The following is a 20,577-nucleotide window of genomic DNA, read 5'->3' as shown; positions in this document are numbered from 1 at the left end:
CTGTGACAGCGCGAGCATCAAGAATCCGCGGATACGCAGACGAGCCCATACCCAAAACACACCCACATTCGTGTCCTCCCAGCGCCTACAGCAGCGCAGTCCTTCGCTACTCGCTTGGCATCCGGCGTAGCAAAGGCATATCGAGATATTGAACCAGACGCTCAGGCAGGCGGCAGGTTGTCCCAGAGGTCCCCGGTCGGGCTGATGCGCGGCGCGGTGACGCCGAAGTGCTGGTAAGCCAGCGGCGTGGCGATGCGGCCGCGCGGGGTGCGCTGCAGATAGCCCTGCTGGATCAGGTAGGGCTCGAGCACGTCCTCGATGGTGTCGGCCGCTTCGCCGATCGCCGCCGCCAGGTTGCCGATGCCCACCGGGCCGCCGGCGAACTTGAACAGCACGGCCTCCAGCAGCTTGCGGTCCATGACGTCGAAGCCGACCGTGTCGACATCCAGCATCTTCAGCGCGCGGTCGGCCATGTCCTTGGTGATCTCGCCATTGCCCTTCACTTCCGCATAGTCGCGCACGCGGCGCAGCAGGCGGTTGGCGATACGCGGCGTGCCGCGCGCGCGCTTGGCGACCTCGCGCGCGCCCTCCTCGTTGATCGGGGCCTCCAGCAATGCGGCGCTGCGGCTGACGATCTTGGTCAGCTCGTCGACGTTGTAGAACTCCAGGCGCGCCACGATGCCGAAGCGGTCGCGCAGCGGATTGGTCAGCATGCCGGCGCGGGTGGTCGCGCCCACCAGGGTGAACGGCTGCAGGTCGAGCTTCACGGAACGCGCGGCCGGGCCTTCGCCGATCATGATGTCGATCTGGTAGTCCTCGAGCGCCGGATACAGGATCTCCTCGACCACCGGGGATAGACGGTGGATCTCGTCGATGAAGAGCACGTCGTTCGGCTCGAGGTTGGTGAGCAGCGCGGCCAGGTCGCCCGGGCGCTCCAGCACCGGGCCGGACGTCTGGCGCAGGTTCACGCCCATCTCGCGCGCGATGATGTGGGCCAGCGTGGTCTTGCCGAGGCCCGGGGGGCCGAACAGCAGCGTGTGGTCGAGCGCCTCGCGGCGCTTGCGCGCGGCGCTGATGAAGATCTCGAGCTGGTCGCGGATCTTGGCCTGGCCGACGTACTCGTCCAGCTGCTTGGGGCGCAAGGCGCGCTCGATCGCCTCCTCGTTGGGCGAGGCGGGCGCGGCGTCGATGACGCGGTGCTCGGTGAAGTTGTCGGTCTGGATGCTCATGGTTTATCAGGCTTTGGAGAGTGCCTTCAGTGCGAACTTGATGCCGTCGGAAACGCTGCTACCGGCCGGCACGTTCTTGATCGCGAGGAGCGCTTCCTTGTCAGAATACCCCAATGCGAGCAGCGCGTTGAGCACGTCGGCCTGGGCGTCGTCGCGCGGGCTGCCTCCGACCACGCCGATGTCGGCGCCGAGCTTGCCCTTCAGTTCCAGCAGCAGGCGCTCGGCGGTCTTCTTGCCGATGCCGGGGATCTTGACCAGGCGGCCGGTTTCCTGCAGGGTGACGGCCTGCGACAGGTCGGCCACCGACATGCCCGACAGGATGGCCAGGGCCATGCGCGCGCCGATGCCGGTGATCTTGATCAGCTGGCGGAACAGGGCACGCTCCGAGGCGGTGCCGAAGCCGAACAGCAGGTGCGCATCCTCGCGCACGACCAGGTGGGTGAACAGCACCACCTTCTCGCCCGTGTGGCCCAGGTTGTAGAAGGTGCTCATCGGGACGTCGACTTCGTAGCCGACGCCGTTGCAGTCCACCAGCACGTGCGGCGGCGCCTTTTCGAGCAGGATTCCAGAGAGACGACCGATCATCGGTTTATTCCTTATTAAACGAGACGGCTGCGTTTCATGCGCAGCGTGGGTGCGCCCGGCGTCAGGGCGCCGATCATCGACAAGGTGTCGAGGCTGTGGGCATGGCAGATGGCGACGCCGAGCGCATCGGCGGCGTCGGTGCCGGGCAGGCCCGGAAGCTTCAGGAGGCGCGACACCATGTCCTGCACCTGGGCCTTGGCCGCCTTGCCGGTGCCGACCACGGCCTGTTTCACCTGCACCGCCGTATACTCGGCCACGTCGAGGTCGGCGCCGACCAGCGCCGTGATCGCGGCGCCGCGCGCCTGGCCGAGCAGCAGGGTCGACTGCGGGTTGACGTTGACGAACACCTTTTCGATGGCCGCGCAGGCGGGCTGGTAGGCGGCGATGATCTCGCCGACGCCGTTCAGGATGACCTTGAGCCGCGGGGGCAATGCGCCTTCCAGGCCGGTCTTGATGGTGCCGGACGCGATGTAGCGCAGTTTGCTGCCGTGTTTTTCAATGACGCCGAACCCCGTCGTACGCAGGCCCGGGTCGATGCCGAGAATAATCATTGTGGAATGATATACGGCGGGAGGCTATTCGTGGGAAAAATACTGTGCAAAAACACAGTAGGGTGGGCGATCCCTCGTCCACGCGTTCAAATCATGTGTGAAAATTGTTGCGCGTTCATACCTAGACTGGTTGAACGCGTGGGCAGGAGACCTGCCCACCCTACAAAGTCAACAGCAGCTTAGTGACGGAAGTGACGGGTGCCCGTGTACAGCATCACGACGCCGCGCTCGTCCGCCGCGTCGATGACTTCCTGGTCGCGCATCGAGCCGCCCGGGTGGATGATGCAGGTCGCGCCCGCATCCACCACCACGTCGAGGCCGTCGCGGAAGGGGAAGAAGGCGTCCGAAGCCACTGCCGAACCGCTGAGCGACAGGCCGGCGTTCTGCGCCTTGATCGAGGCGATGCGCGCCGAGTCGATGCGGCTCATCTGGCCCGCGCCCACGCCCAGGGTCATGCCGTTGGCGCAGAACACGATGGCGTTCGACTTGACGAACTTGGCCACGCGCCAGGCGAACATCAGGTCCTGCAGCTGCTGCTGGGTCGGCTGCTTCTTGCTGACCACGCGCAGTTCGCCCAGGCCCACGTTCTTGGCGTCCGGCGCCTGCACCAGCACGCCGCCGCCCACGCGCTTGAGGTCATAGGCGTTCTGGCCTTCGCCCAGCGGGATTTCCAGCAGGCGCACGTTCTGCTTGGACGACATGATGCGGCGCGCTTCTTCGGTAAAGGATGGCGCGATCAGCACTTCCACGAACAGCTTGGCCACCGCTTCCGCAGCGCGGGCATCGACTTCGACGTTGAAGGCGATGATGCCGCCGAAAGCCGAGGTCGGGTCGGTCTGCAGGGCGCGCGAGTAGGCGTCCAGGGCGTCGACGCCGATGGCCACGCCGCAGGGATTGGCGTGCTTGACGATCACGCAGCCGGCCGGCTGGCCCAGGCCACCCAGGGACTTGACGCATTCCCAGGCCGCATCGGCGTCGGCGATATTGTTGTACGACAGTTCCTTGCCCTGCAGCTGGCGGTAGTTGGCCAGTGCGCCCGGGGTCGCGGTCAGGTCGCGGTAGAAGGCGGCGCCCTGGTGCGGGTTCTCGCCGTAGCGCATGTCCTGGACCTTCTCGAAGCTCATGTTCAGGGTCTGCGGATAGCTCGAACGGGTTGCGTGCAGGCGGTCTTCGCCCAGGCTGGTCAGGTAGTTGGTGATCGCGCCGTCGTACTGCGCGGTGTGCGCGAACACTTTCTTCGCCAGGCGGAACTTGGTTTCATAGCTGACCGGGCCGGCGGCAGCGCCCGTGCCTTTCATTTCCGCCAGCACGACGCCGTAGTCGGCCGGGTCGACGATCACGACCACGTCGCGGTGGTTCTTGGCCGCCGAGCGCAGCATGGTCGGGCCGCCGATGTCGATGTTCTCGATCGCGTCTTCCAGCGAGCACTCATCCTTGGCGACGGTCTGCTGGAAGGGATACAGGTTGACCACGACCATGTCGATCTGCGGGATGCCGTGTTCGTCGAGCTTGGCGACATGTTCCGGCAGGTCCCGGCGCGCCAGGATGCCGCCGTGGACCTTCGGGTGCAGGGTCTTGACGCGGCCGTCGAGCATTTCCGGGAAACCGGTGTAGTCGGCGACTTCGGTCACTTGCACGCCGTTTTCCTGCAGCAGCTTCGCAGTGCCGCCGGTGGACAGGATGTTGACGCCGAGGGCAGCCAGGGCCTTCGCGAAATCGAGGACGCCGGTTTTGTCGGAAACGGAAATCAGTGCTTGTTTGATCATGGTGAGGCCTGTTGTTGAAGAATTCGGGCGTCCGGGCGGACGGACGGCGTACCGGCCGCGCCCCAGACGCACGGCCACGCCATGCGATCGTTTAGAGCAGACCGTGCTCTTGCAGCTTCTTGCGCAAAGTATTCCGGTTGATGCCCAGCATCTGCGCCGCGTGGGACTGGTTGCCGTCGGCGCGCGTCATCACCACTTCAAGGACCGGTTTTTCCACCGTGAGGACCATCATGTCGTAGATGTTCGTCGGTTTCTGCTCGCCCAGATCGTTGAAATAGTCCTCGAGGCTCTTCTGGACGACTTCCTGGATACTTTCTTTGCTCATGTTCTCTGCTGCTTCATCCTGGTTAATGATTGCCGCTGCTAGGCAGCGTGTCCCCGATAATTCTTATTATTCTGCTACTGCCATGTGGTCCGCTTCATGCCGCCATCGCCTCTTCAGCAGAAAGCGCGGGCCGGTATTGTAACCGCTCGCCATGCCGGAGTTGCGATTTGAAAAAGGCGTCGACCGCGTTTAGTTGTTCGGCAGTCGACTCCAGCAGGTTCATGCGCTGGCGGAATTCTTCGCCGCCGGGCAGGTCCTGCACATACCACCCGATGTGCTTGCGGGCGGTGCGCACGCCGACGTACTCGCCATAGAAGGCATAGTGCGCCGGCAGGTGTTCGTTCATCAGGCTGCGCACTTCTTCGACCGTCGGCGCCGGCAGATGCTCGCCAGTACGCAGGTAATGGTCGATCTCGCGGCAGATCCAGGGGCGGCCCTGGGCGGCGCGGCCGATCATGACGGCGTCGGCGCCCGTGTAGTCGAGCACGAACTTCGCTTTTTCCGGGGTGGTGATGTCGCCGTTGGCGACCACCGGAATGCCGACCGCCGCCTTGACGGCGCGGATGGTGTCGTACTCGGCCTCGCCCTTGTAGCCGTCGGCGCGGGTGCGGCCGTGCAGGGTCAGCATCTGGATGCCGGCCTGTTCCGCCATGCGGGCAATCGTCAGGGCATTCTTGTTCTGGCGATCCCAGCCGGTGCGGAATTTCAGGGTGACGGGCACGTCGACGGCCTCGACCACGGCGTGCAGGATGCGCTCGACCAGGTCCTCGTGCTGCAGCAGCGCGGACCCGCACCAGCTGTTGCACACCTTCTTGACCGGGCAACCCATATTGATGTCGATGATCTGGGCGCCGCGCTCGACGTTGAACCTGGCGCAATCGGCCAGGTCTTTCGGGTCGGCGCCGGCGATCTGCACGGCCTTCGGTTCCATTTCCCCGGCGTGGTCGGTGCGGCGCGAGGTCTTTTCGCTGGCCCACAGGCGCGGATTCGAAGCCGCCATCTCGGATACGGCGTAGCCCGCGCCGAGCTGCTTGCACAGCTGACGGAACGGGCGGTCCGTCACCCCGGCCATGGGGGCGACGAAGACATTGTTACGCAGGATATAGGGGCCGATTTGCACAGCGGAAAATCTCGAAAGTTTCTCGGGGAACCTATTATTTTACCTCATTCGCTGCTCAAAATAGCGGCAGAATTTTTTCGGATTGTTGCGCGTGTGATATTGGCAGGGGGTGGGAGTGGGGGTAGGCGCCGCATGCGGCACGGGGGATTGCGTAAAAAACGCTCAGCCCAGGTCATCCAGCACGGCGGGTTTCAGGTGCTCCACCTCGCCCCAGCTCAGCAGGCGCAAACCGCCCTCCTCCACCACGAAACGGTTCACGCTCGCATTGAGCACCTTGAAGTCGCGCGGCGTCTCCAGCGGCAGCCCCACTGCCTTCCGGTAGGCGCATTCCAGCACCCCGCCATGCGCCACCAGCGCGATCGTCTTGCCAGGATGCGCCGCCGCATGCTCCAGGATTGCGCCGGTCGCGCGGTCGTAGAATTGGCGGAAGGTCTCGCCCTGGTTCGCCCCCGCCGGCAGCACGGCATCGACGTCGCGCGCCTGCCAGGCGGCGAATTCGAGCGGGAAGCGCGCCGCGATCTCGCTGTACAGCAGGCCTTCGAAACCACCGTAGCAGCGCTCGCGCAGGGCCGGATCGATGCCGACCGTCATGCCGCGCGAGGCCGCGATGGCCTCGGCGGTCTGGCGGGCGCGCAGCAGGTCGCTGGAAACGACGTAGTCGATGCGTTCCGGCGCCAGCGCGGCGGCCAGCAGCGCGGCCTGGCGCGCACCCTCGGCGTTGAGGGCGATGTCGAGATGCCCCTGGAGCCGTCTTTCGGCATTCCAGGCGGTCTCGCCATGGCGGATCAGGAGGATGTTGGTGGTTCTGTTCTTGTCGTTCGATGGCATGAGGTTCGTTCGCGCCCGAACCTCGGGGCGGTATGTCCGTGCTTGATTACTTGTCCAGGGTGGCCGCGACGGCCGGATTGAGCGAATACACGCCGAAGGTGCGCGCTTCGTCCAGGATGTGGCCGCGGATGGCCAGGCGCAGCTCGGCGCCGGTAAAGCGGCCTTCGAGCGGCAGGCGCGGGATGTCGAGTGCGTACAGCGTGAAGACGTAGGTATGCACCCGCTCGTCATTCCACGGCGGACAGGGGCCGTCGTAGCCATAGTATTCACCGGCCATGTCGGGGTCGCCCGCGAACCAGCCGGTATAGTCGTTGACGCCCTGGCGCAATTGGTGTTCGGTGCCGTTCTTGATGGTGAAGGGTACCAGCGGGCCGGGCTTGCCGTGGGGCGTAACCATATCCGAGAACATGCCCTCGCTCAAGGACTTGAGGCAGACCGGGATGTCGACCAGCAGCCAGTGGAAGAAATCGACACGCGGCAGGGAGTCGGGCACCGTGCGCCCTTCCTGGTTCACGTCGTCGCCCTTCGACGGGACGTCCGGATCGTGGCAAATCAGGACCAGGGACTTGGCGCCCGATGGCACGTCGTCCCAGGCGATATGAGGACTACGGTTGCTGGACAGCTTGACGTGGCTGGCCGGGTCGCTGACGGCAAACGCACATCGGTCCGGGACCACCCCGCCTTCCTTGAATGAATCGCTCCAGATACGCATACGTCCTCCCATCCCCTGCTCCTATTGACTCTCGTTCAATCCAAGAAATTCAGTGGATTTCAGCGCACAATGCCGATCGGATCAACCTGCAGCCAGAAAGTCACCGGACCATCGTTGACCAGGCCAACTTTCATGTCGGCGCCGAATTTGCCGGTCTCGACAATGCCATGGCGGGACCTGGCTTGTCGCACGACATGGTCGAACAGGCGGCGCCCGTCTTCCGGCGCGGCCGCCGGCGAAAACGAGGGCCGCGTGCCCGATCTGGTGTCCGCCGCGAGCGTGAACTGCGGCACCAGCAGCAGGCCGCCCTGGGTATCGGTGATGCTGCGGTTCATCTTGCCGGCCTCGTCCGAAAACACCCGGTAGCCGAGCAGCTTGGCCAGCAGCGCATCGGCTTCGCGCTCGGTATCGCCCTTCTCGGCGCATACCAGCACCATCAGGCCGGCGCCAATGGCGCCGACGACTTCGCCGTCGACGCTCACGCTCGCTTCGCTGACCCGTTGCAGCAAGCCAATCATTGCGAACCGGCCAGGGTCACGCGAGCGAACTTGCGCTTGCCGACTTGCATCACGAAAGTGCCGGCTTCGACCTGCAGGCCCTTGTCGCTGACCACGGCGCCGTCGATGCGCACGCCGCCCTGGTCGACCATGCGCATCGCTTCCGAGGTGGAAGCGCACAGGCCGGCCGCCTTGAGCAGCTGGGCCACGCCCATCGGCGCGCCCGCCAGGGCCACTTCCGGCACCTCGTCCGGGATGCCGCCCTTGGAGCGGTTGACGAAGTCGGCCAGCGCATCGTCGGCCGCCTGGGCCGAGTGGAAGCGCGTGACGATTTCCTTGCCCAGCGCCACTTTCGCGTCCCGGGGGTTGGCGCCGGCTTCCACCTCGGCCTTGAGCTTGGCGATGTCGGCGATCGAGCGGAAGGACAGCAGGTCGTAGTACTTCCACATCATGGTGTCCGAGATGCTCATCAGCTTGCCGAACATGGTGTTCGGCGCTTCTGTGATGCCGATGTAATTGTTCTTGGACTTGGACATCTTCTCGACGCCGTCCAGGCCCTCGAGCAGGGGCATGGTCAGGATGCATTGCTGTTCCTGGCCATAATCTTTCTGTAATTCACGGCCAACGAGGAGGTTGAACTTCTGGTCGGTGCCACCAAGTTCAAGGTCCGCCTTCAAAGCGACCGAATCATAGCCCTGCATCAAAGGGTAAAGGAACTCATGCACGGCAATCGGGGTCCCACTCTTGTAGCGCTTGGTGAAATCGTCGCGCTCCATCATGCGGGCCACGGTGTAGCGCGAGGCCAGCTGGATCATGCCGCGCGCGCCCAGCGGGTCGCACCATTCGGAGTTGTAGCGGATTTCCGTGCGCGCGGCGTCCAGCACGAGGGATGCTTGGCGGAAATACGTCATGGCGTTTTCCTCGACCTGCTCGCGGGTCAGGGGCGGGCGGGTGGCGTTGCGGCCCGAGGGGTCGCCGATCATCGAGGTGAAGTCGCCGATCAGGAAGATCACCTGGTGGCCGAGGTCTTGCAGCTGGCGCATCTTGTTCAGCACCACGGTGTGGCCCAGGTGCAGGTCGGGCGCTGTCGGGTCCAGGCCCAGCTTGATGCGCAGCGGCGTGCCGCTTTGTTCGGAACGCGCCAGCTTCTGGGCGAATTCGCTTTCGATCAGGAGTTCATCGACACCGCGCTTGGCAATGGCCAGCGCCTCCTGCACCTTGTCCGTCAACGGCAGAGGGGCGGAAGAATTCACCGGGGCGCCGTTACCGGACGAAACAGTAGAGGTCATAAAATTCGTGTAGGAAATTGGCTAAAGCGGTTGTAGGACCACATCTTTTGGTATAATTCACGATCCTTGTTCTGTTGCCTGTAGAAAACTTTGCACAACGATAAGAAGCAAGGGCCCTGAAAGTTCAGCCGCAAATTTTAACTGATTGCATGAACCCTATACAGAAAATCACCCGTCAGAGCCTGCTCCAGCTGCTGCCACGAACCCGCAAGGCGCGCATCGTCAGCGCCGGCGCCGTGTTCATGAGCGTGTGCGCCTTCGGAGCCATCGGCGTGTCGCCGATCGCACCGGATGCGTCCGATCTTCCGGTCAAGTCGATCGAGCAAGACCTGGAACTGCCGAACCTGGCAGACCAGATCGCCGCCCTCCAGCAAGACGAGCAGCAATTCATCCGCGAAGAGCGCATCCGCCCCGGCGATTCGCTCGGCTCCCTCTTCACCCGCCTTGGCGTCGACGATGCCGATGCCCAGAAATTCTTCCGCTCCGATAAAACCGCCCGCCGCCTGCTGTCGCTCAAGACCGGCAAGCGCGTCCAGGCGGAAACCGACGAGAATGGCCTGCTGCTGTCGATGCGCGCCACGATCACGGACGGCAAGGGTGGCGAAGCGCGCCAGATCACGGTCGAGCGCGAAGGCGACAAGTTCGTCGCTTCGGACGCCCCGGCCAAGCTGGAGCGCCGCGTCGAAATGCGTTCGCGCGAAATCAAGAGCTCGCTGTACTCGGCCACCGACTCCAACGTCGACGGCGGCAGCATGCCGGATTCGATCGTGAGCCAGATGATCGAGATGTTCTCGACCAATATCGACTTCCGTTCGGACATCAGGCGCGGCGACCGTTTCAACGTCGTGTACGAAACCTTCTGGCTGGATGGCGAGCTGGTCAAGACCGGCCGCGTCCTCGCCGGCGAGTTCGTCAACCGCGGCGTCGCCTACCAGTCGGTCTGGTACGAAGACCCCGTCACCAGGCAGGGCGGCTACTACACCCTCGACGGCAAGGCCATGAAGAAGGCCTTCCTGAAGTCGCCGCTGGAATTCTCCCGTATCTCCTCCGGCTTCTCGATGCGCGTGCATCCGATCTCGGGCAAGTGGAAGGCGCACAAGGGCGTCGACTATGCCGCCTCGACGGGCACCCCGATCCGCGCCGCCGCGGACGGCGTCATCGATTTCGCCGGCAACAGCGGCGGCTATGGCAACCAGGTCGTCGTCAAGCACTGGTCGAAGTACAGCACCGCCTATGCCCACATGAGCCGTATCGCGCCGGGCATGCGCAAGGGCGCCAAGGTCAGCCAGGGCCAGGTGATCGGCTACGTCGGCTCGACCGGCTGGTCGACCGGACCTCACCTGCACTACGAGTTCCGCGTTGCCGGCCAGGCCCAGGATCCGAACAAGTTCAAGTCGCTGGCCCAGCAGCCGCTGACCCCGGCCGAACTCTCGCGCTTCCGCATGGCGGCTGCCGAGATGAACCACCGCTTCTCGCTGCTCGCCCCGAGCGGCAATGCGATGGCAGCCCGCTGAGCCAGGCACGTCCCTTCAACGCCCCGCCGCATCGTCGATGCCGCGGGGCGTTTGCTTTTCCGCCTCCCCTGATTCATGCAGTAGGAATAACTTCCACAGGATAGCAAAATTTTTGCCACAAAACAGCAATCCTAATGCTAGAGTGATTACAACAATCACAGCATAGGGAGGCAATCTTGTTCAGGCTTATCGCGGTTTTCCTGCTCGTCTTCTTCAGTAGCTCGGCCGGCGCCCAGCAGGCCTTCCCCTTCCATAACAAGCCGGGCGCCTACGCCGTGGGCTTCCGGACCGTCCAGCAATCCGACCCCAGCCGCAGCTATAAGGGCAAGCCGCGCCCGATCCAGACCGCCATCTGGTACCCGGCCCAGAAAGACGGGCAGCCGATGCGCTACGACGACTACCTGCAGCTGTTGGGTTGGGACGACGATTTCACGCGTCCGCCGGCCGAGCGCGACAAGGTGCTGGCGGAGTGGCTGAAATTCGTCAACGAAGATAAGCCGGCTGCGGAAGTCGCCGCCGAACGCAAGGCCGTGCTCTGGGCGGTACGCGATGCCAAGGCGCTGCCGGGCAAGTTCCCGGTGGTGATCTACTCGCCTAGCATCAGCAGCAATGTGTTCGAAAACGCGGAGATGATGGAATTCCTTGCCAGCCATGGCTACCTCGTGATCGCCAGCCCGGCGCTGGGCGTCGACGAGCGCTGGCAGAAAGACGATCTGGCCCATGCCGAACTCCAGGCCGCCGATATCCGCTTCCTGGTCGGCTACGCGCAGACACTGCCCGAGGCCGACCCTTCCCGGCTCGCCGCTGCCGGCTTTTCATGGGGCGGCATGGCCAATGTGCTGGCCGCGGCCCAGGACGATCGCATCAAGGCCCTGGTCTGCCTGGACGGCACCGTGCGCTACCGCCACGAGATGCTCTCGAAAGTCCCCTACCTGAAGCCTGAGCAATTGCGCACGCCCCTGCTCTACCTGGCCCAGCGTCCGCCGCCCTTCGAGCGCGGGCTGAAGTTCAAGCCGGACCACTCCGGCAGCATCCTGTTGAAGATGACAGGCGCCGACGTCTATCTGCTGACGATGTATGCGATGGAGCACGTCCATTTCGGCACCAGCTACCTGCGCCTCGATCCGCTGACCTTCGAGGAATACAGCCGCGAAGAAGTGGCGCAATCGTATGCCTTGAGCGCGCGCTATGTCCTGAACTTCCTGAACGGCGCCCTGAAGGGGGACAAGGCCGGCTTCGACTACCTGTTGAAGAAGCCCGGCCAGGTGGGCGTTGCGCCGCACACCGTCCACAGCCAGCACTTCCCGGCCAAGCTGTGACACGCCCGCCACCCGCCATCCATATATGGAAAGTAGATCGATGAAACCCGTCCTCGCTGCCGCCGCGCTGTGCCTCGGCCTGTTGGCCGCCCTGCCCCAGCCCGCCCTTGCGGAAAACCCGGCCGAAAGCCGGCAGAAGATCGAAGCGGTGGTCAAGGCCTTCGGCAAGGCCCTCGCCGAGAAGGACAAGGAAGGTTTCCTGCGCCTTTTCCTCCGTGAAGACATCACCTGGGTCGGCGTCTACACGGACGGCAGCGTGGCGCGTTACCGCGCCGGCCTGAAGGATCCGAAAGAGCCGACGCCCAAAACCTCGGGCGGCACGCCGCGCATGTTCATCGAATCCATGGCGCGCAAACCGGAAGCGCGCACCGAGACCTTCGAGAACGTGCGCATCGATACCGACGGGGAGATGGCCCAGGTGCTGTTCGACTACAGCTTCATGATCGGAGACTACCGTAGCAGCTGGGGCAAGGAAAGCTGGCAGATGGTACGGACCGAGAACGGCTGGAAGATCGCCGCGGTGGTGTGGTCGGCGGAAGAGAATCCGGAACCGCGGCCTAAACAGTGAGCCGGCGGGCGGCGCCTGCATCGTGGGGCAGGCGCCGCCGAGGCCTTGATCTATGTGCTAGCGAGCGACAGGCGCGTCGCCTCCTGGCCGCGCAGGCGGGCGGGCGCGCCCTGGGCCTCACCCACCACCTTGAAGGTGCTCACCAGCTGCGACAGGACGGCGGCCTGGTCCTGCATGGAGGCGGCCGCAGCCGCCGCTTCTTCGACCAGGGCGGCGTTCTGCTGGGTGACGCCGTCCATCTGGGTGATGGCGGCATTCACCTGCTCGATACCGACCGCCTGTTCGGCGCTGGCGGAGGTGATCTCGGCCATCACGTCGGTCACGCGGGCGATGCCCTGCACGATTTCCTGCATGGTCGCGCCGGCTTCCTCGACCAGGCGTCCGCCCGCATCGACCTTGGCCACCGAGTCCATGATCAGGGTGCGGATTTCCTTGGCCGCGGCGGCCGAGCGCTGGGCCAGGTTGCGCACTTCCGAGGCCACCACGGCGAAGCCGCGGCCCTGCTCGCCGGCGCGTGCGGCTTCCACCGCAGCATTGAGCGCGAGGATATTGGTCTGGAAGGCAATGCCGTCGATCACGGCGATGATGTCGCCGATCTTTTTAGAGGATTCGTTGATCGATTCCATGGTCGACACCACCTCCGACACGACACTCCCGCCGCGTGCGGCGATTTCGGAGGCCGATTGCGCCAGGGTATTGGCCTGGCGTGCATTGTCAGCGTTCTGGCGGACCGAACCGGTCAGCTCTTCCATCGACGAAGCCGTTTCCTCGAGGGCGCCGGCCTGCTGCTCGGTGCGGGCGGACAGGTCGAGGTTGCCGGTGGCGATCTGCTGCGAGGCGGTGACGATGGTTTCGGTGCCGGCGCGCACCTGGCTCACCGTCGTGAGCAGGCTATCGTTCATGCGCTTGAGCGCGGCGAGCAGCTCGCCCACTTCATCCTTCGAGGCCGCCTGGATGTCGGCGGTGAGGTCGCCCGAGGCCACTTGCTGGGCCAGGCCGACGGCGCGGGCCAGTGGACGGGTAATGCTGCGGGTCAGCAGGAAGCCGAATACGGCGCCGCAAGCGAGCGCGATGGCCCCCAGCGCCACCAGCAGATTACGGGCGCTTGCCTGCAGCGCGTCGATGCGCTGGTCGGCTGCGGCGAACAGGCTTTCCTGGAACGCCACGACCTCTTCCACGGTCTGCACGTATTTTTTCATTGCGGGCAGCAGCTTGTCAGCCAGCAGCGCCTTCAGCTCGGGGTGATCGACCTCCAGCGCTTCCTTGCGCTTGAAGAAATCGTTGCGCACGCCCGTATACGTCTTGCGTTGCTCGGCCACCGCAGCGAGCAGGGCCCTGCCCTGCTCGCTGGTCGCGCGCTCCTCGAGTTCCTTCTGCAAGCGGCTGACTTCCGCGCTCACCGCCTTCATTTCTTGATCGTAATAGGCTTCATCGAGCGGATCTGCGCTCTTCGCCTTCGCCAGCGTGCGGACGCTGTTGGTCGCAATGCCCTGCAGCCAGCTTGCCGCCAGCTTGGCCTTGTGACTGGTTTCAGCCATGGTGTTCTTGGCCTCGGCGATCCGGCCGAGCTGCCAGAGCGCCGTCGCCAGCATGATCGCCATCAGGACGAGGATGGCAGCAAAGGCGCTGCCGAGACGGGTGCCGATCTTGAAGTTACTGAGGTTCATATTGTTCTCTAATCAAAAAGTCGGGAGCAAGCTTGACCTGCGACAAGGTGTCTTCCGAAACTCGTCAAGGTCTTAGAAACTTTACTCTAGAGAAGAATATTTGCCCTCAATAAATAAATTTAAATAGGCTCCGGATTAATCGTTCGATAACATAAAGACGTTTATACACAACGGCTTGTTAGCATTTCCTTAGCTTAGTTGGCGGGAAAATACTGCCTGTTGAAATAATTGAACGGTCTCCTCAGGCCATGAAATCGAAGGCCGACATCGGCGGCCCCTGCAGCATGCCGAACAGGGAGCTGGCACCGCTGCCGGCCGCCGAATACTGCTGCATCAGCAGCATGGCCTGGCGGCTGGCCGTCTCCGTGATCTGGCTGCGCTGCGCTGCCAGGGTTTCCATGTCTTTTTCGAGCGCATCGGCTTGCTTGTAGAGGGCGCTGCCGGAGGCGAACTGGCCCGCTATCGCGCCCGACAGCTGATCGGCCACGCCGTCCGTGCCGTTGCTGAAGAATGTGGCTACACCTTCCGGATCGGCGGCGATAGCGGCTTTCAGTTTCGTCTCGTCCAGTTGCAGCTTGCCGCCCTTGAAAGAAAGGCCCATATCGGCCAGCTTCGTGGCATCGAGCTTGTCCAGCGCCTTGCCGATCTGCCCCTGCACCTGCTGCACGGCCGCGCTCGCATCCGCATCCTTGCCGCCGAGCTCGGCCAGGCTGGCGTGCATGACATTGAAGGTCTCGACCACGCCCTTGACGTTGCGGGTAATAGCGTCATTGGAACGCGTCACCGTCACATCCACCTTGCCGGTGGCTGCCAGCGTCAGCGCGACGCCGGGGATGGCGGCGTCCACATTGTTCGTGCTGCTGGTGATGGACTTGCCGTCGACCGTGAGCTTGGCGTCCTGGGCGGCCACCTGCTGTCGCATGCCGCCGCCGCCGCCCGGCTCATAGCCCAGCAGCGCCTGCAAGGCGGGGTCGCCCGCCACCTGGACCCGCATGCCGTTGGCCGCCCCCGGCTTGCCGGACAGGCTGAGCGAGTAGCCCTTGCCGTCCTGGACCACCTTGGCGTCCAAACCCGCTTCGCGCATGGCGGCGGCGATGCCCTCGAGCGTGTTATCGCCGGGACCGATCTTCACCGTGGTCGTCAGCGCATTGCCGCCCTGGCCCGACTCGATGCGGATCAGGGTGGTGCCGCCGGCGCCCAGCGGCGTGTCCTTGCCCGGCAAGGCCCGGGTCGCCAGTTGCTGGGCCTGCGCCAGCTGCGCGACATCGATGCTGTGCACGCCGGGCGTCGCCGTCCCCGATGCCAGCCGCGCGCCAACGCCCTTGCCGCTGCTCGTTGCCGCCATGTCGAGGGCGCCCGCGGCCACCTTGCCGGCGGAAGCGGCGAAGCCGTCGAGTGCCTGCGCGATCTTGCCGAGGTTCGACAGGCGCGCCTCGTCGCGGCGCCACTGGGCGTCGATGGTTTTCAGGGCCGGGTTCTGGTTCATCAACGATTTGGCCGCGGTGGCGTACAAATCGGACACCTGGGTGCCGGCCTGGGACGTGAACAGGGATGAGGGAATGGTCGTCATGCTGCAAAGTATGCCGCCAGCGACCGCCGGTTATTCGGCGAAGCACACCGGTTTTCGCAGCCCAGTTTCCGCTTTTGCAAATCCCTGGCAAGCTTTCTCTTTTCCGCCCGGCGGTTTAGACTGCCTTGCTGCAATCTATGGACCACGAGAACCCATGCGCGACACTTCTTCCCTGATCATCGGCCTGATGTCCGGCACCAGCCTCGACGGCGTCGACGGCGTCGTCGCCGATTTCTCCGGCGGCGCCATCCGCACCGTGGCGGCGGCCTTCACGCCCTTCCCGCCTGAACTACGCAGCGAACTGATGGCCCTGCAGGCCGCCAGCGAGAACGAACTCGAGCGCGAAGCCCTGGCCGCCAACGGCCTGGCCCTGTGCTACGCCGACTGCGTGCGCCAGCTGCTGCCCCTGGCCGGCGGCCCGGTAGCTGCCGTGGCCGTGCATGGCCAGACCATCCGCCACCGCCCGGAGCTCGGCTTCACGCGCCAGACCAACAACCCTGCCCTGCTGGCCGAACTCACGGGGATCGACGTCATCGCCGACTTCCGCACGCGCGACATCGCGGCCGGCGGCCAGGGCGCGCCCCTGGTGCCGGCCTTCCACGAGGCCGCTTTCGGCAAACCCGGCCTGGCGCGCGTGGTGGTGAACATCGGCGGCATCGGCAACATCAGCGTGCTGCACGGCGACGGCCGGGTGACGGGCTTCGATACCGGGCCGGGCAATGTCTTGATGGACTTGTGGATCGGCCGCCAGCTGGGCAAGGCCTATGACGAGGGCGGCGCCTGGGCTGCAAGCGGCAAGGTCGACGAGGCCCTGCTGGCCGCCCTGCTGGACGAGCCCTATTTCCGCCAGCCGGCGCCCAAGAGCACGGGTCGGGACCTGTTCCACGAACAATGGCTGGATGCGAAGCTGGCCCGCTTCGGCGACGTGGCGCCGCAGGACGTGATGGCCACCCTCACCCGCCTGACGGCCACGACGATCGCCGATGCGATCCGCGACGAACATGCGGGCGTGGAGGCGGTGTATGCCTGTGGTGGCGGGGCCTATAACACTACCTTGCTGCGCGGCATTGGGGACGCGCTGGGCGGCGTGAAGGTGGAATCGACGGCGGCGCTGGGGATTGCGCCGAACCGGGTCGAGGCGCTGGCCTTCGCCTGGCTGGGCTACCGCTTCATGCGGCGCGCGCCGGGCAATCTGCCGGCGGTGACCGGCGCGCGCGGGCTGCGCATCCTTGGCGCACTGTATCCGGCATGAACGCGGGGCCCGAAAAGGAACGGCCCGGATCAACCGGGCCGTCGACTGCCCGGCTTGTCCGGGCTGCCTGGGGGAGTGATTACCGCACGGAGGGCATCACGCGGAGAACGAGGAACCGCAACCGCAGGTCGAGGTGGCGTTCGGGTTCTTGATCACGAACTGGGCGCCTTCGAGGTCGTCCTTGTAGTCGATCTCTGCGCCCACCAGGTACTGGTAGCTCATCGAGTCGATCAGCAGCTGGACGCCGTTCTTTTCCATCGTGGTGTCGTCTTCGTTGACGATTTCGTCAAAGGTGAAGCCGTACTGGAAGCCGGAGCAGCCGCCACCCTGCACGAAGACGCGCAGTTTGAGGTCGGGGTTGCCCTCTTCCTCGATCAGCTGTGCAACTTTCTGTGCGGCGCTGTCGGTGAAGTTGATCGGGGTGGGGATCGTGTCGAGGTCTTGGACTTCGGCGACTGCGGTCATGGGAATACTCCTGATGAATTTCGAATTGCGCCCATTATAGACCGTTAGCACGAGTCATGCTGCCGACCCGATCTCGGCGTCGGCCAGATGAAACACCGGCTCGCTGGCTGGTTCGTGGGTCAGTTTCCCGGTTACCAGGGCGCCGCCGTGCATTTCAAGCAAACGGTAGTGGACATCACCATGTATGCGGCCTTTCGGCTGTAATTCAAGGAGTTCCGAGGAATAGACGGAGCCGGCGATATAGCCGTTGACCACCAGGCTGGCGCAGCGCACCTCGCCCTCGATGCGCGCGTGCTCGGACACGATCAGCATGCTGTCGGCGCCGTCCGCCGCCACCACATTGCCGTGCACCTCGCCGTCGATGCGCAGGCCGCCGGTGAAGCAGAGGTCTCCCTCGATCCGGGCCGAGATCCCGACCAGGCTGTCTATTTCGCTCTTGGCTTGTCGACCGAACATGATTTTCCCCCGTCAAATGAGCCCCCGCCCATTGATCAATTTACCGTGCTCAACAATGGTGGCCTTGATCTAGATCGGGTCGGCAAGAAGCAAAACGGCCGCTTCGAAAGCGGCCGTCGTGTTCCGAGGCGGAAAGAAACTTAAGGCAGCAGGGCAACCTGCTTCAGGCCGGTGGCTTCGTCCAGGCCGAACATGATGTTCATGCACTGCACGGCCTGGCCGGATGCGCCCTTGACCAGGTTGTCCTGCACCACCAGGATGACGACCGTATTGCCGCCTTCCGGACGGTGCAGCGCCAGGCGCAGCATGTTGGAGCCGCGGGTCGAGCGGGTTTCCGGGTGCGAGCCGAAAGGCATGACATCAACGAACTGGCTGTCCTTGTAGGTGTCCTCGAACAGGGCCTGCAGGGCCGCGTCGTCGATGTCCCTGGTGAGGCGCGCGTACAGGGTCGCGTGCATGCCGCGAATCATCGGCACCAGGTGCGGGGTGAAGATCAGGCCGACTTTCTGGTCCGTGTAGCGCGCCAGCTGGGCCGAGGTTTCCGGGGTGTGGCGGTGGCCGTGCACGCCGTAGGCCTTGAAGTTGTCGCTCGCTTCCGAGAACAGCGTGCCGATCTCGGCCTTGCGGCCGGCGCCCGAGACGCCCGACTTGCAGTCGGCGATCAGGCTGCCCGCGTCGACCAGGCCGGCCTTGAGCAGGGGCACGAAGCCCAGCTGCATGGTGGTCGGGTAGCAGCCCGGGTTGGCGATCAGGCGCGCGCCCTTGATGTCTTCGCGGTTCAGTTCCGGCAGGCCATACACCGCTTCTTCGATCAGCTCGGGCGCGGTGTGCGGGATCTTGTACCACTTTTCGAAGGTCGCCTGGTCCTTCAGGCGGAAGTCGGCCGCCAGGTCGATCACTTTCACGCCCGCCGCCAGCAGGGCCGGGGCTTGCGCCATGGCGACGCCGTGCGGGGTGGCGAAGAACACCACGTCGCATTGCGTCAGGTCGGCCTTGTCCGGGCTCGAGAAGGCCAGGTCGACGACGCCGCGCAGCGAGGGGAACATGTCGGCCACGGGCAGGCCGTCTTCCTTGCGCGAGGTGATCGCGGTCAGCTGCACGTCGGGGTGCACGGCCAACAGCCGCAGCAATTCCACGCCCGTATATCCGGTTCCGCCAACGATACCAACTTTGATCATGTTCTGTTCCTCGTGATGTAAGAATGACCTTTTCAGGACGAGGCTGCATTTTAACAGCGGTGAAAAATGCGTGCGCCCATGGGGTATTCAGGGAGCGTGCGCCTTCACGTACTTGGCGGCGTCGGCGTGCTGTGGGTCGATGGCCAGCACGCGGCGGTAGTTCGCCAGGGCTTCTTCCTTCTGGCCCGTCTTTGCCTGCATTTCCGCCAGCCCCTCGACCAGGAACGCCTTGTCCGGATACAACTGTGCCCCCAGGCGGAAGATCTCGCGGGCACGCACGAAGGCCTCTCTCTTCAGGAGTTCCAACCCCCAGGAAAACAGCTCGTCCGCGCTCAGCCTGAAGCCGGGATGCTGGGTCGTGAAGCGCGCGTAGCTGTCGATCGCCTTCTCGAAGCCCTCCTGTGCAAGAAACCGCACGAAGCTTTCCAGGGTCGGCGGGACCGCATCGGTCTTGCGGCGCACGTCCAGGCTCAGCATGCGCGGCGGCGCGCCGTTCGCAGCGGGGGTATTGTTCAGGAAAGCCAGGCCGGCCGCATCGTTCTTGAGGTAGGCATCGAGGAAGTGGCGGGTATAGCGCGCCGCCCAGCTGTGCGCCACCGACACCTCGGCCCGCGTGTAGTCGCCGAACCAGTCGTCAGGCACGGTGCGCATGCCGAAGGAAGAGAAATTGGCATGGCGCATGGACTGGAAGGACACGATGTAGACGTCGGAATACTTCATCTCATTCATGAACGAGTAGTTCAGGGGGTTGGGCATGCGCAGGTTCTCCTCGACTGTCCTCGGACGCGCACCCAGGTAGAGCAAGGGCACCGTTACGCGTGCCGGCGTCACGTAATGGGCCGCCTCCCTGCTGCCGTCAACCAGCTTGCTCCAGTAGCGCAGCGAGCCGTCCAGGCTCACCAGGGCCTTGATGCGGGCGTCTTTCGCCGCGGCGAACACGTTGGTCAGGCCGCCCCAGCTGAAGCCGACCACCCCTACCCTGCCCGTATCGGCCTGCGGCAGGGTCGCGGCAAAGCCGATCAGCCAGGCGATGTCGGCGGCCTGGGCCTCCGCGCCTTCCAGGTCGACGGTCATCGACCGGGTGCGTGCACCGATCGATGCGCTGGAGAGCACGATATATCCGTGGCTGGCGAGGTATTCGCACAGGTCGGCGTTTTCCATGGCATTGGCGGAATAGCTTGGCGCATAGATCACCACGGGGAACTTGCCCTCGACGGGACGCGCATCACGCACGGCGCGCATGGCGCCGGCCATCTCGCGCAGCACGGCCTCGCGGCGGCCGCCGGCGTTGCTCTCGATGCGCGCATCGGTCAGGCGCTTGATCTCCGACGCGCCGAGCGTGAAGCTGTCCTCGGTCGCGGCCGTCTCCAGGTATTGCCGGTAGTTCAGCGGCTTGCCGCCGCGCGCTGCCGGATACCATAACAGGGTCTGGATCGGCCGCGCACGCTCGCCCTCCACCTTATCGCCAGTGGCGAGGTCGATATCCGCCTTGTAGAGGCGGCTGTGGTCGTATTGCTGGATGAGCTTGAGCCCGACCGCGTGCGGGCCCGGCGCATTGGAGAAGACAAAGGTGTCCGAGGCATGGCTGGCCGTGCTCGTGACGAGTAGGAGGGAGAGGAAGAAGCGTTTGAATGGCATGGCAGGAATCATGTTGTCCAGGGAAAGGACATCCTGCCCGCCGATTGT

20 protein-coding genes are annotated in these 20,577 nt (G+C 64.5%); 4 read left to right on the top strand and 16 right to left on the bottom strand.

All coding sequences use genetic code 11. The features are described 5' to 3' along the window. Positions 1 to 161: 161 nt before the first annotated feature. The 10 genes from ruvB to tyrS all read right to left on the bottom strand — a co-directional run bounded on the left by ruvB (position 162) and on the right by tyrS (position 8,902). A complete protein-coding gene (gene ruvB / locus NX780_RS09255) occupies positions 162 to 1,229 on the bottom strand; it encodes a Holliday junction branch migration DNA helicase RuvB (RefSeq protein ID WP_258827574.1) in 1,068 nt (355 codons plus the stop codon). A 6-nt stretch (positions 1,230 to 1,235) separates the two neighbouring features. Then, positions 1,236 to 1,814 (bottom strand): Holliday junction branch migration protein RuvA, encoded by a 579-nt coding sequence (ruvA, locus tag NX780_RS09250; RefSeq protein WP_258827573.1) that lies wholly within the window; start codon positions 1,812 to 1,814, stop codon positions 1,236 to 1,238. Between the two features lie 14 nt (positions 1,815 to 1,828). Beyond that, positions 1,829 to 2,365 carry a crossover junction endodeoxyribonuclease RuvC gene (gene ruvC, locus NX780_RS09245; protein WP_258827572.1) on the bottom strand — a complete coding sequence of 179 codons (537 nt, stop codon included), beginning with the start codon at positions 2,363 to 2,365 and terminating at the stop codon, positions 1,829 to 1,831. Between the two features lie 179 nt (positions 2,366 to 2,544). Then, entirely contained in the window at positions 2,545 to 4,131 is a 1,587-nt protein-coding gene (purH, locus tag NX780_RS09240; RefSeq protein ID WP_258827571.1) for a bifunctional phosphoribosylaminoimidazolecarboxamide formyltransferase/IMP cyclohydrolase, read from the bottom strand. Positions 4,132 to 4,222: 91 nt separating this feature from the next. Further along, positions 4,223 to 4,456: a helix-turn-helix domain-containing protein gene (locus NX780_RS09235; RefSeq protein WP_027865797.1), complete on the bottom strand. Its 234-nt coding sequence runs from the start codon at positions 4,454 to 4,456 to the stop codon at positions 4,223 to 4,225. A gap of 94 nt (positions 4,457 to 4,550) precedes the next feature. Then, positions 4,551 to 5,576, bottom strand: a complete 1,026-nt coding sequence (gene dusB, locus NX780_RS09230; protein ID WP_258827570.1) for a tRNA dihydrouridine synthase DusB — start codon at positions 5,574 to 5,576, stop codon at positions 4,551 to 4,553. 162 nt (positions 5,577 to 5,738) lie between these two features. Further along, positions 5,739 to 6,404, bottom strand: a complete 666-nt coding sequence (locus tag NX780_RS09225; RefSeq protein WP_258827569.1) for a histidine phosphatase family protein — start codon at positions 6,402 to 6,404, stop codon at positions 5,739 to 5,741. A gap of 46 nt (positions 6,405 to 6,450) precedes the next feature. Then, positions 6,451 to 7,116 (bottom strand): YbhB/YbcL family Raf kinase inhibitor-like protein, encoded by a 666-nt coding sequence (locus NX780_RS09220; RefSeq protein WP_258827568.1) that lies wholly within the window; start codon positions 7,114 to 7,116, stop codon positions 6,451 to 6,453. Between the two features lie 59 nt (positions 7,117 to 7,175). Continuing rightward, positions 7,176 to 7,634 (bottom strand): D-aminoacyl-tRNA deacylase, encoded by a 459-nt coding sequence (gene dtd, locus NX780_RS09215; RefSeq protein ID WP_258827567.1) that lies wholly within the window; start codon positions 7,632 to 7,634, stop codon positions 7,176 to 7,178. After that, positions 7,631 to 8,902: a tyrosine--tRNA ligase gene (gene tyrS / locus NX780_RS09210; RefSeq protein WP_258827566.1), complete on the bottom strand. Its 1,272-nt coding sequence runs from the start codon at positions 8,900 to 8,902 to the stop codon at positions 7,631 to 7,633. The genes dtd and tyrS overlap by 4 nt, the downstream gene beginning before the upstream one ends. Before the next feature lie 149 nt (positions 8,903 to 9,051). Between tyrS and NX780_RS09205 the strand changes: the two genes are divergently transcribed. From NX780_RS09205 to NX780_RS09195, 3 genes are all read left to right on the top strand, one after another. After that, positions 9,052 to 10,416, top strand: a complete 1,365-nt coding sequence (locus tag NX780_RS09205; protein WP_258827565.1) for a M23 family metallopeptidase — start codon at positions 9,052 to 9,054, stop codon at positions 10,414 to 10,416. 176 nt (positions 10,417 to 10,592) lie between these two features. Next, positions 10,593 to 11,735 carry a dienelactone hydrolase family protein gene (locus NX780_RS09200; protein WP_258827564.1) on the top strand — a complete coding sequence of 381 codons (1,143 nt, stop codon included), beginning with the start codon at positions 10,593 to 10,595 and terminating at the stop codon, positions 11,733 to 11,735. A 40-nt stretch (positions 11,736 to 11,775) separates the two neighbouring features. Continuing rightward, positions 11,776 to 12,303: a nuclear transport factor 2 family protein gene (locus NX780_RS09195; RefSeq protein ID WP_258827563.1), complete on the top strand. Its 528-nt coding sequence runs from the start codon at positions 11,776 to 11,778 to the stop codon at positions 12,301 to 12,303. 50 nt (positions 12,304 to 12,353) lie between these two features. Here NX780_RS09195 and NX780_RS09190 read toward each other — a convergent pair whose 3' ends face one another. Together NX780_RS09190 and fliD are read right to left on the bottom strand one after the other, a co-directional pair. After that, positions 12,354 to 13,970 (bottom strand): methyl-accepting chemotaxis protein, encoded by a 1,617-nt coding sequence (locus NX780_RS09190; RefSeq protein WP_258827562.1) that lies wholly within the window; start codon positions 13,968 to 13,970, stop codon positions 12,354 to 12,356. A 241-nt stretch (positions 13,971 to 14,211) separates the two neighbouring features. Next, complete coding sequence (gene fliD, locus NX780_RS09185; protein WP_258827561.1) at positions 14,212 to 15,540, bottom strand: flagellar filament capping protein FliD; 1,329 nt, start codon at positions 15,538 to 15,540, stop codon at positions 14,212 to 14,214. Positions 15,541 to 15,694: 154 nt separating this feature from the next. Between fliD and NX780_RS09180 the strand changes: the two genes are divergently transcribed. Continuing rightward, a complete protein-coding gene (locus tag NX780_RS09180) occupies positions 15,695 to 16,792 on the top strand; it encodes an anhydro-N-acetylmuramic acid kinase (protein ID WP_258827560.1) in 1,098 nt (365 codons plus the stop codon). Between the two features lie 96 nt (positions 16,793 to 16,888). Here the strand turns inward: NX780_RS09180 and erpA are convergent, their stop codons facing one another. The 4 genes from erpA to NX780_RS09160 all read right to left on the bottom strand — a co-directional run bounded on the left by erpA (position 16,889) and on the right by NX780_RS09160 (position 20,529). Then, entirely contained in the window at positions 16,889 to 17,257 is a 369-nt protein-coding gene (gene erpA, locus NX780_RS09175) for an iron-sulfur cluster insertion protein ErpA (RefSeq protein ID WP_258827559.1), read from the bottom strand. Positions 17,258 to 17,311: 54 nt separating this feature from the next. Beyond that, positions 17,312 to 17,713 carry a bactofilin family protein gene (locus NX780_RS09170; protein ID WP_258827558.1) on the bottom strand — a complete coding sequence of 134 codons (402 nt, stop codon included), beginning with the start codon at positions 17,711 to 17,713 and terminating at the stop codon, positions 17,312 to 17,314. A gap of 140 nt (positions 17,714 to 17,853) precedes the next feature. Next, a complete protein-coding gene (argC, locus tag NX780_RS09165; protein WP_258827557.1) occupies positions 17,854 to 18,891 on the bottom strand; it encodes an N-acetyl-gamma-glutamyl-phosphate reductase in 1,038 nt (345 codons plus the stop codon). A gap of 87 nt (positions 18,892 to 18,978) precedes the next feature. Next, a complete protein-coding gene (locus tag NX780_RS09160; RefSeq protein WP_258827556.1) occupies positions 18,979 to 20,529 on the bottom strand; it encodes a CocE/NonD family hydrolase in 1,551 nt (516 codons plus the stop codon). Positions 20,530 to 20,577: the final 48 nt, after the last annotated feature.

The sequence above is a fragment of the Massilia agri genome (assembly GCF_024753255.1).
GTDB lineage: Bacteria > Pseudomonadota > Gammaproteobacteria > Burkholderiales > Burkholderiaceae_D > Telluria > Telluria agri.
This window is presented reverse-complemented; position numbering and strand designations above follow the sequence as displayed.

What these genes read in the sequence shown, in the direction of transcription:
- NX780_RS09170 (WP_258827558.1), bottom strand. Translation starts at nt 17,713, where the DNA reads ATGTTCGGTCGACAAGCCAAGAGCGAAATAGACAGCCTGGTCGGGATC.
- NX780_RS09235 (WP_027865797.1), bottom strand. Translation starts at nt 4,456, where the DNA reads ATGAGCAAAGAAAGTATCCAGGAAGTCGTCCAGAAGAGCCTCGAGGAC.
- NX780_RS09190 (WP_258827562.1), bottom strand. Translation starts at nt 13,970, where the DNA reads ATGAACCTCAGTAACTTCAAGATCGGCACCCGTCTCGGCAGCGCCTTT.
- tyrS (WP_258827566.1), bottom strand. Translation starts at nt 8,902, where the DNA reads ATGACCTCTACTGTTTCGTCCGGTAACGGCGCCCCGGTGAATTCTTCC.
- ruvA (WP_258827573.1), bottom strand. Translation starts at nt 1,814, where the DNA reads ATGATCGGTCGTCTCTCTGGAATCCTGCTCGAAAAGGCGCCGCCGCAC.
- dtd (WP_258827567.1), bottom strand. Translation starts at nt 7,634, where the DNA reads ATGATTGGCTTGCTGCAACGGGTCAGCGAAGCGAGCGTGAGCGTCGAC.
- NX780_RS09195 (WP_258827563.1), top strand. Translation starts at nt 11,776, where the DNA reads ATGAAACCCGTCCTCGCTGCCGCCGCGCTGTGCCTCGGCCTGTTGGCC.
- NX780_RS09225 (WP_258827569.1), bottom strand. Translation starts at nt 6,404, where the DNA reads ATGCCATCGAACGACAAGAACAGAACCACCAACATCCTCCTGATCCGC.
- NX780_RS09160 (WP_258827556.1), bottom strand. Translation starts at nt 20,529, where the DNA reads ATGCCATTCAAACGCTTCTTCCTCTCCCTCCTACTCGTCACGAGCACG.
- purH (WP_258827571.1), bottom strand. Translation starts at nt 4,131, where the DNA reads ATGATCAAACAAGCACTGATTTCCGTTTCCGACAAAACCGGCGTCCTC.
- NX780_RS09220 (WP_258827568.1), bottom strand. Translation starts at nt 7,116, where the DNA reads ATGCGTATCTGGAGCGATTCATTCAAGGAAGGCGGGGTGGTCCCGGAC.
- ruvC (WP_258827572.1), bottom strand. Translation starts at nt 2,365, where the DNA reads ATGATTATTCTCGGCATCGACCCGGGCCTGCGTACGACGGGGTTCGGC.
- argC (WP_258827557.1), bottom strand. Translation starts at nt 18,891, where the DNA reads ATGATCAAAGTTGGTATCGTTGGCGGAACCGGATATACGGGCGTGGAA.
- ruvB (WP_258827574.1), bottom strand. Translation starts at nt 1,229, where the DNA reads ATGAGCATCCAGACCGACAACTTCACCGAGCACCGCGTCATCGACGCC.
- NX780_RS09205 (WP_258827565.1), top strand. Translation starts at nt 9,052, where the DNA reads ATGAACCCTATACAGAAAATCACCCGTCAGAGCCTGCTCCAGCTGCTG.
- erpA (WP_258827559.1), bottom strand. Translation starts at nt 17,257, where the DNA reads ATGACCGCAGTCGCCGAAGTCCAAGACCTCGACACGATCCCCACCCCG.
- fliD (WP_258827561.1), bottom strand. Translation starts at nt 15,540, where the DNA reads ATGACGACCATTCCCTCATCCCTGTTCACGTCCCAGGCCGGCACCCAG.
- NX780_RS09180 (WP_258827560.1), top strand. Translation starts at nt 15,695, where the DNA reads ATGCGCGACACTTCTTCCCTGATCATCGGCCTGATGTCCGGCACCAGC.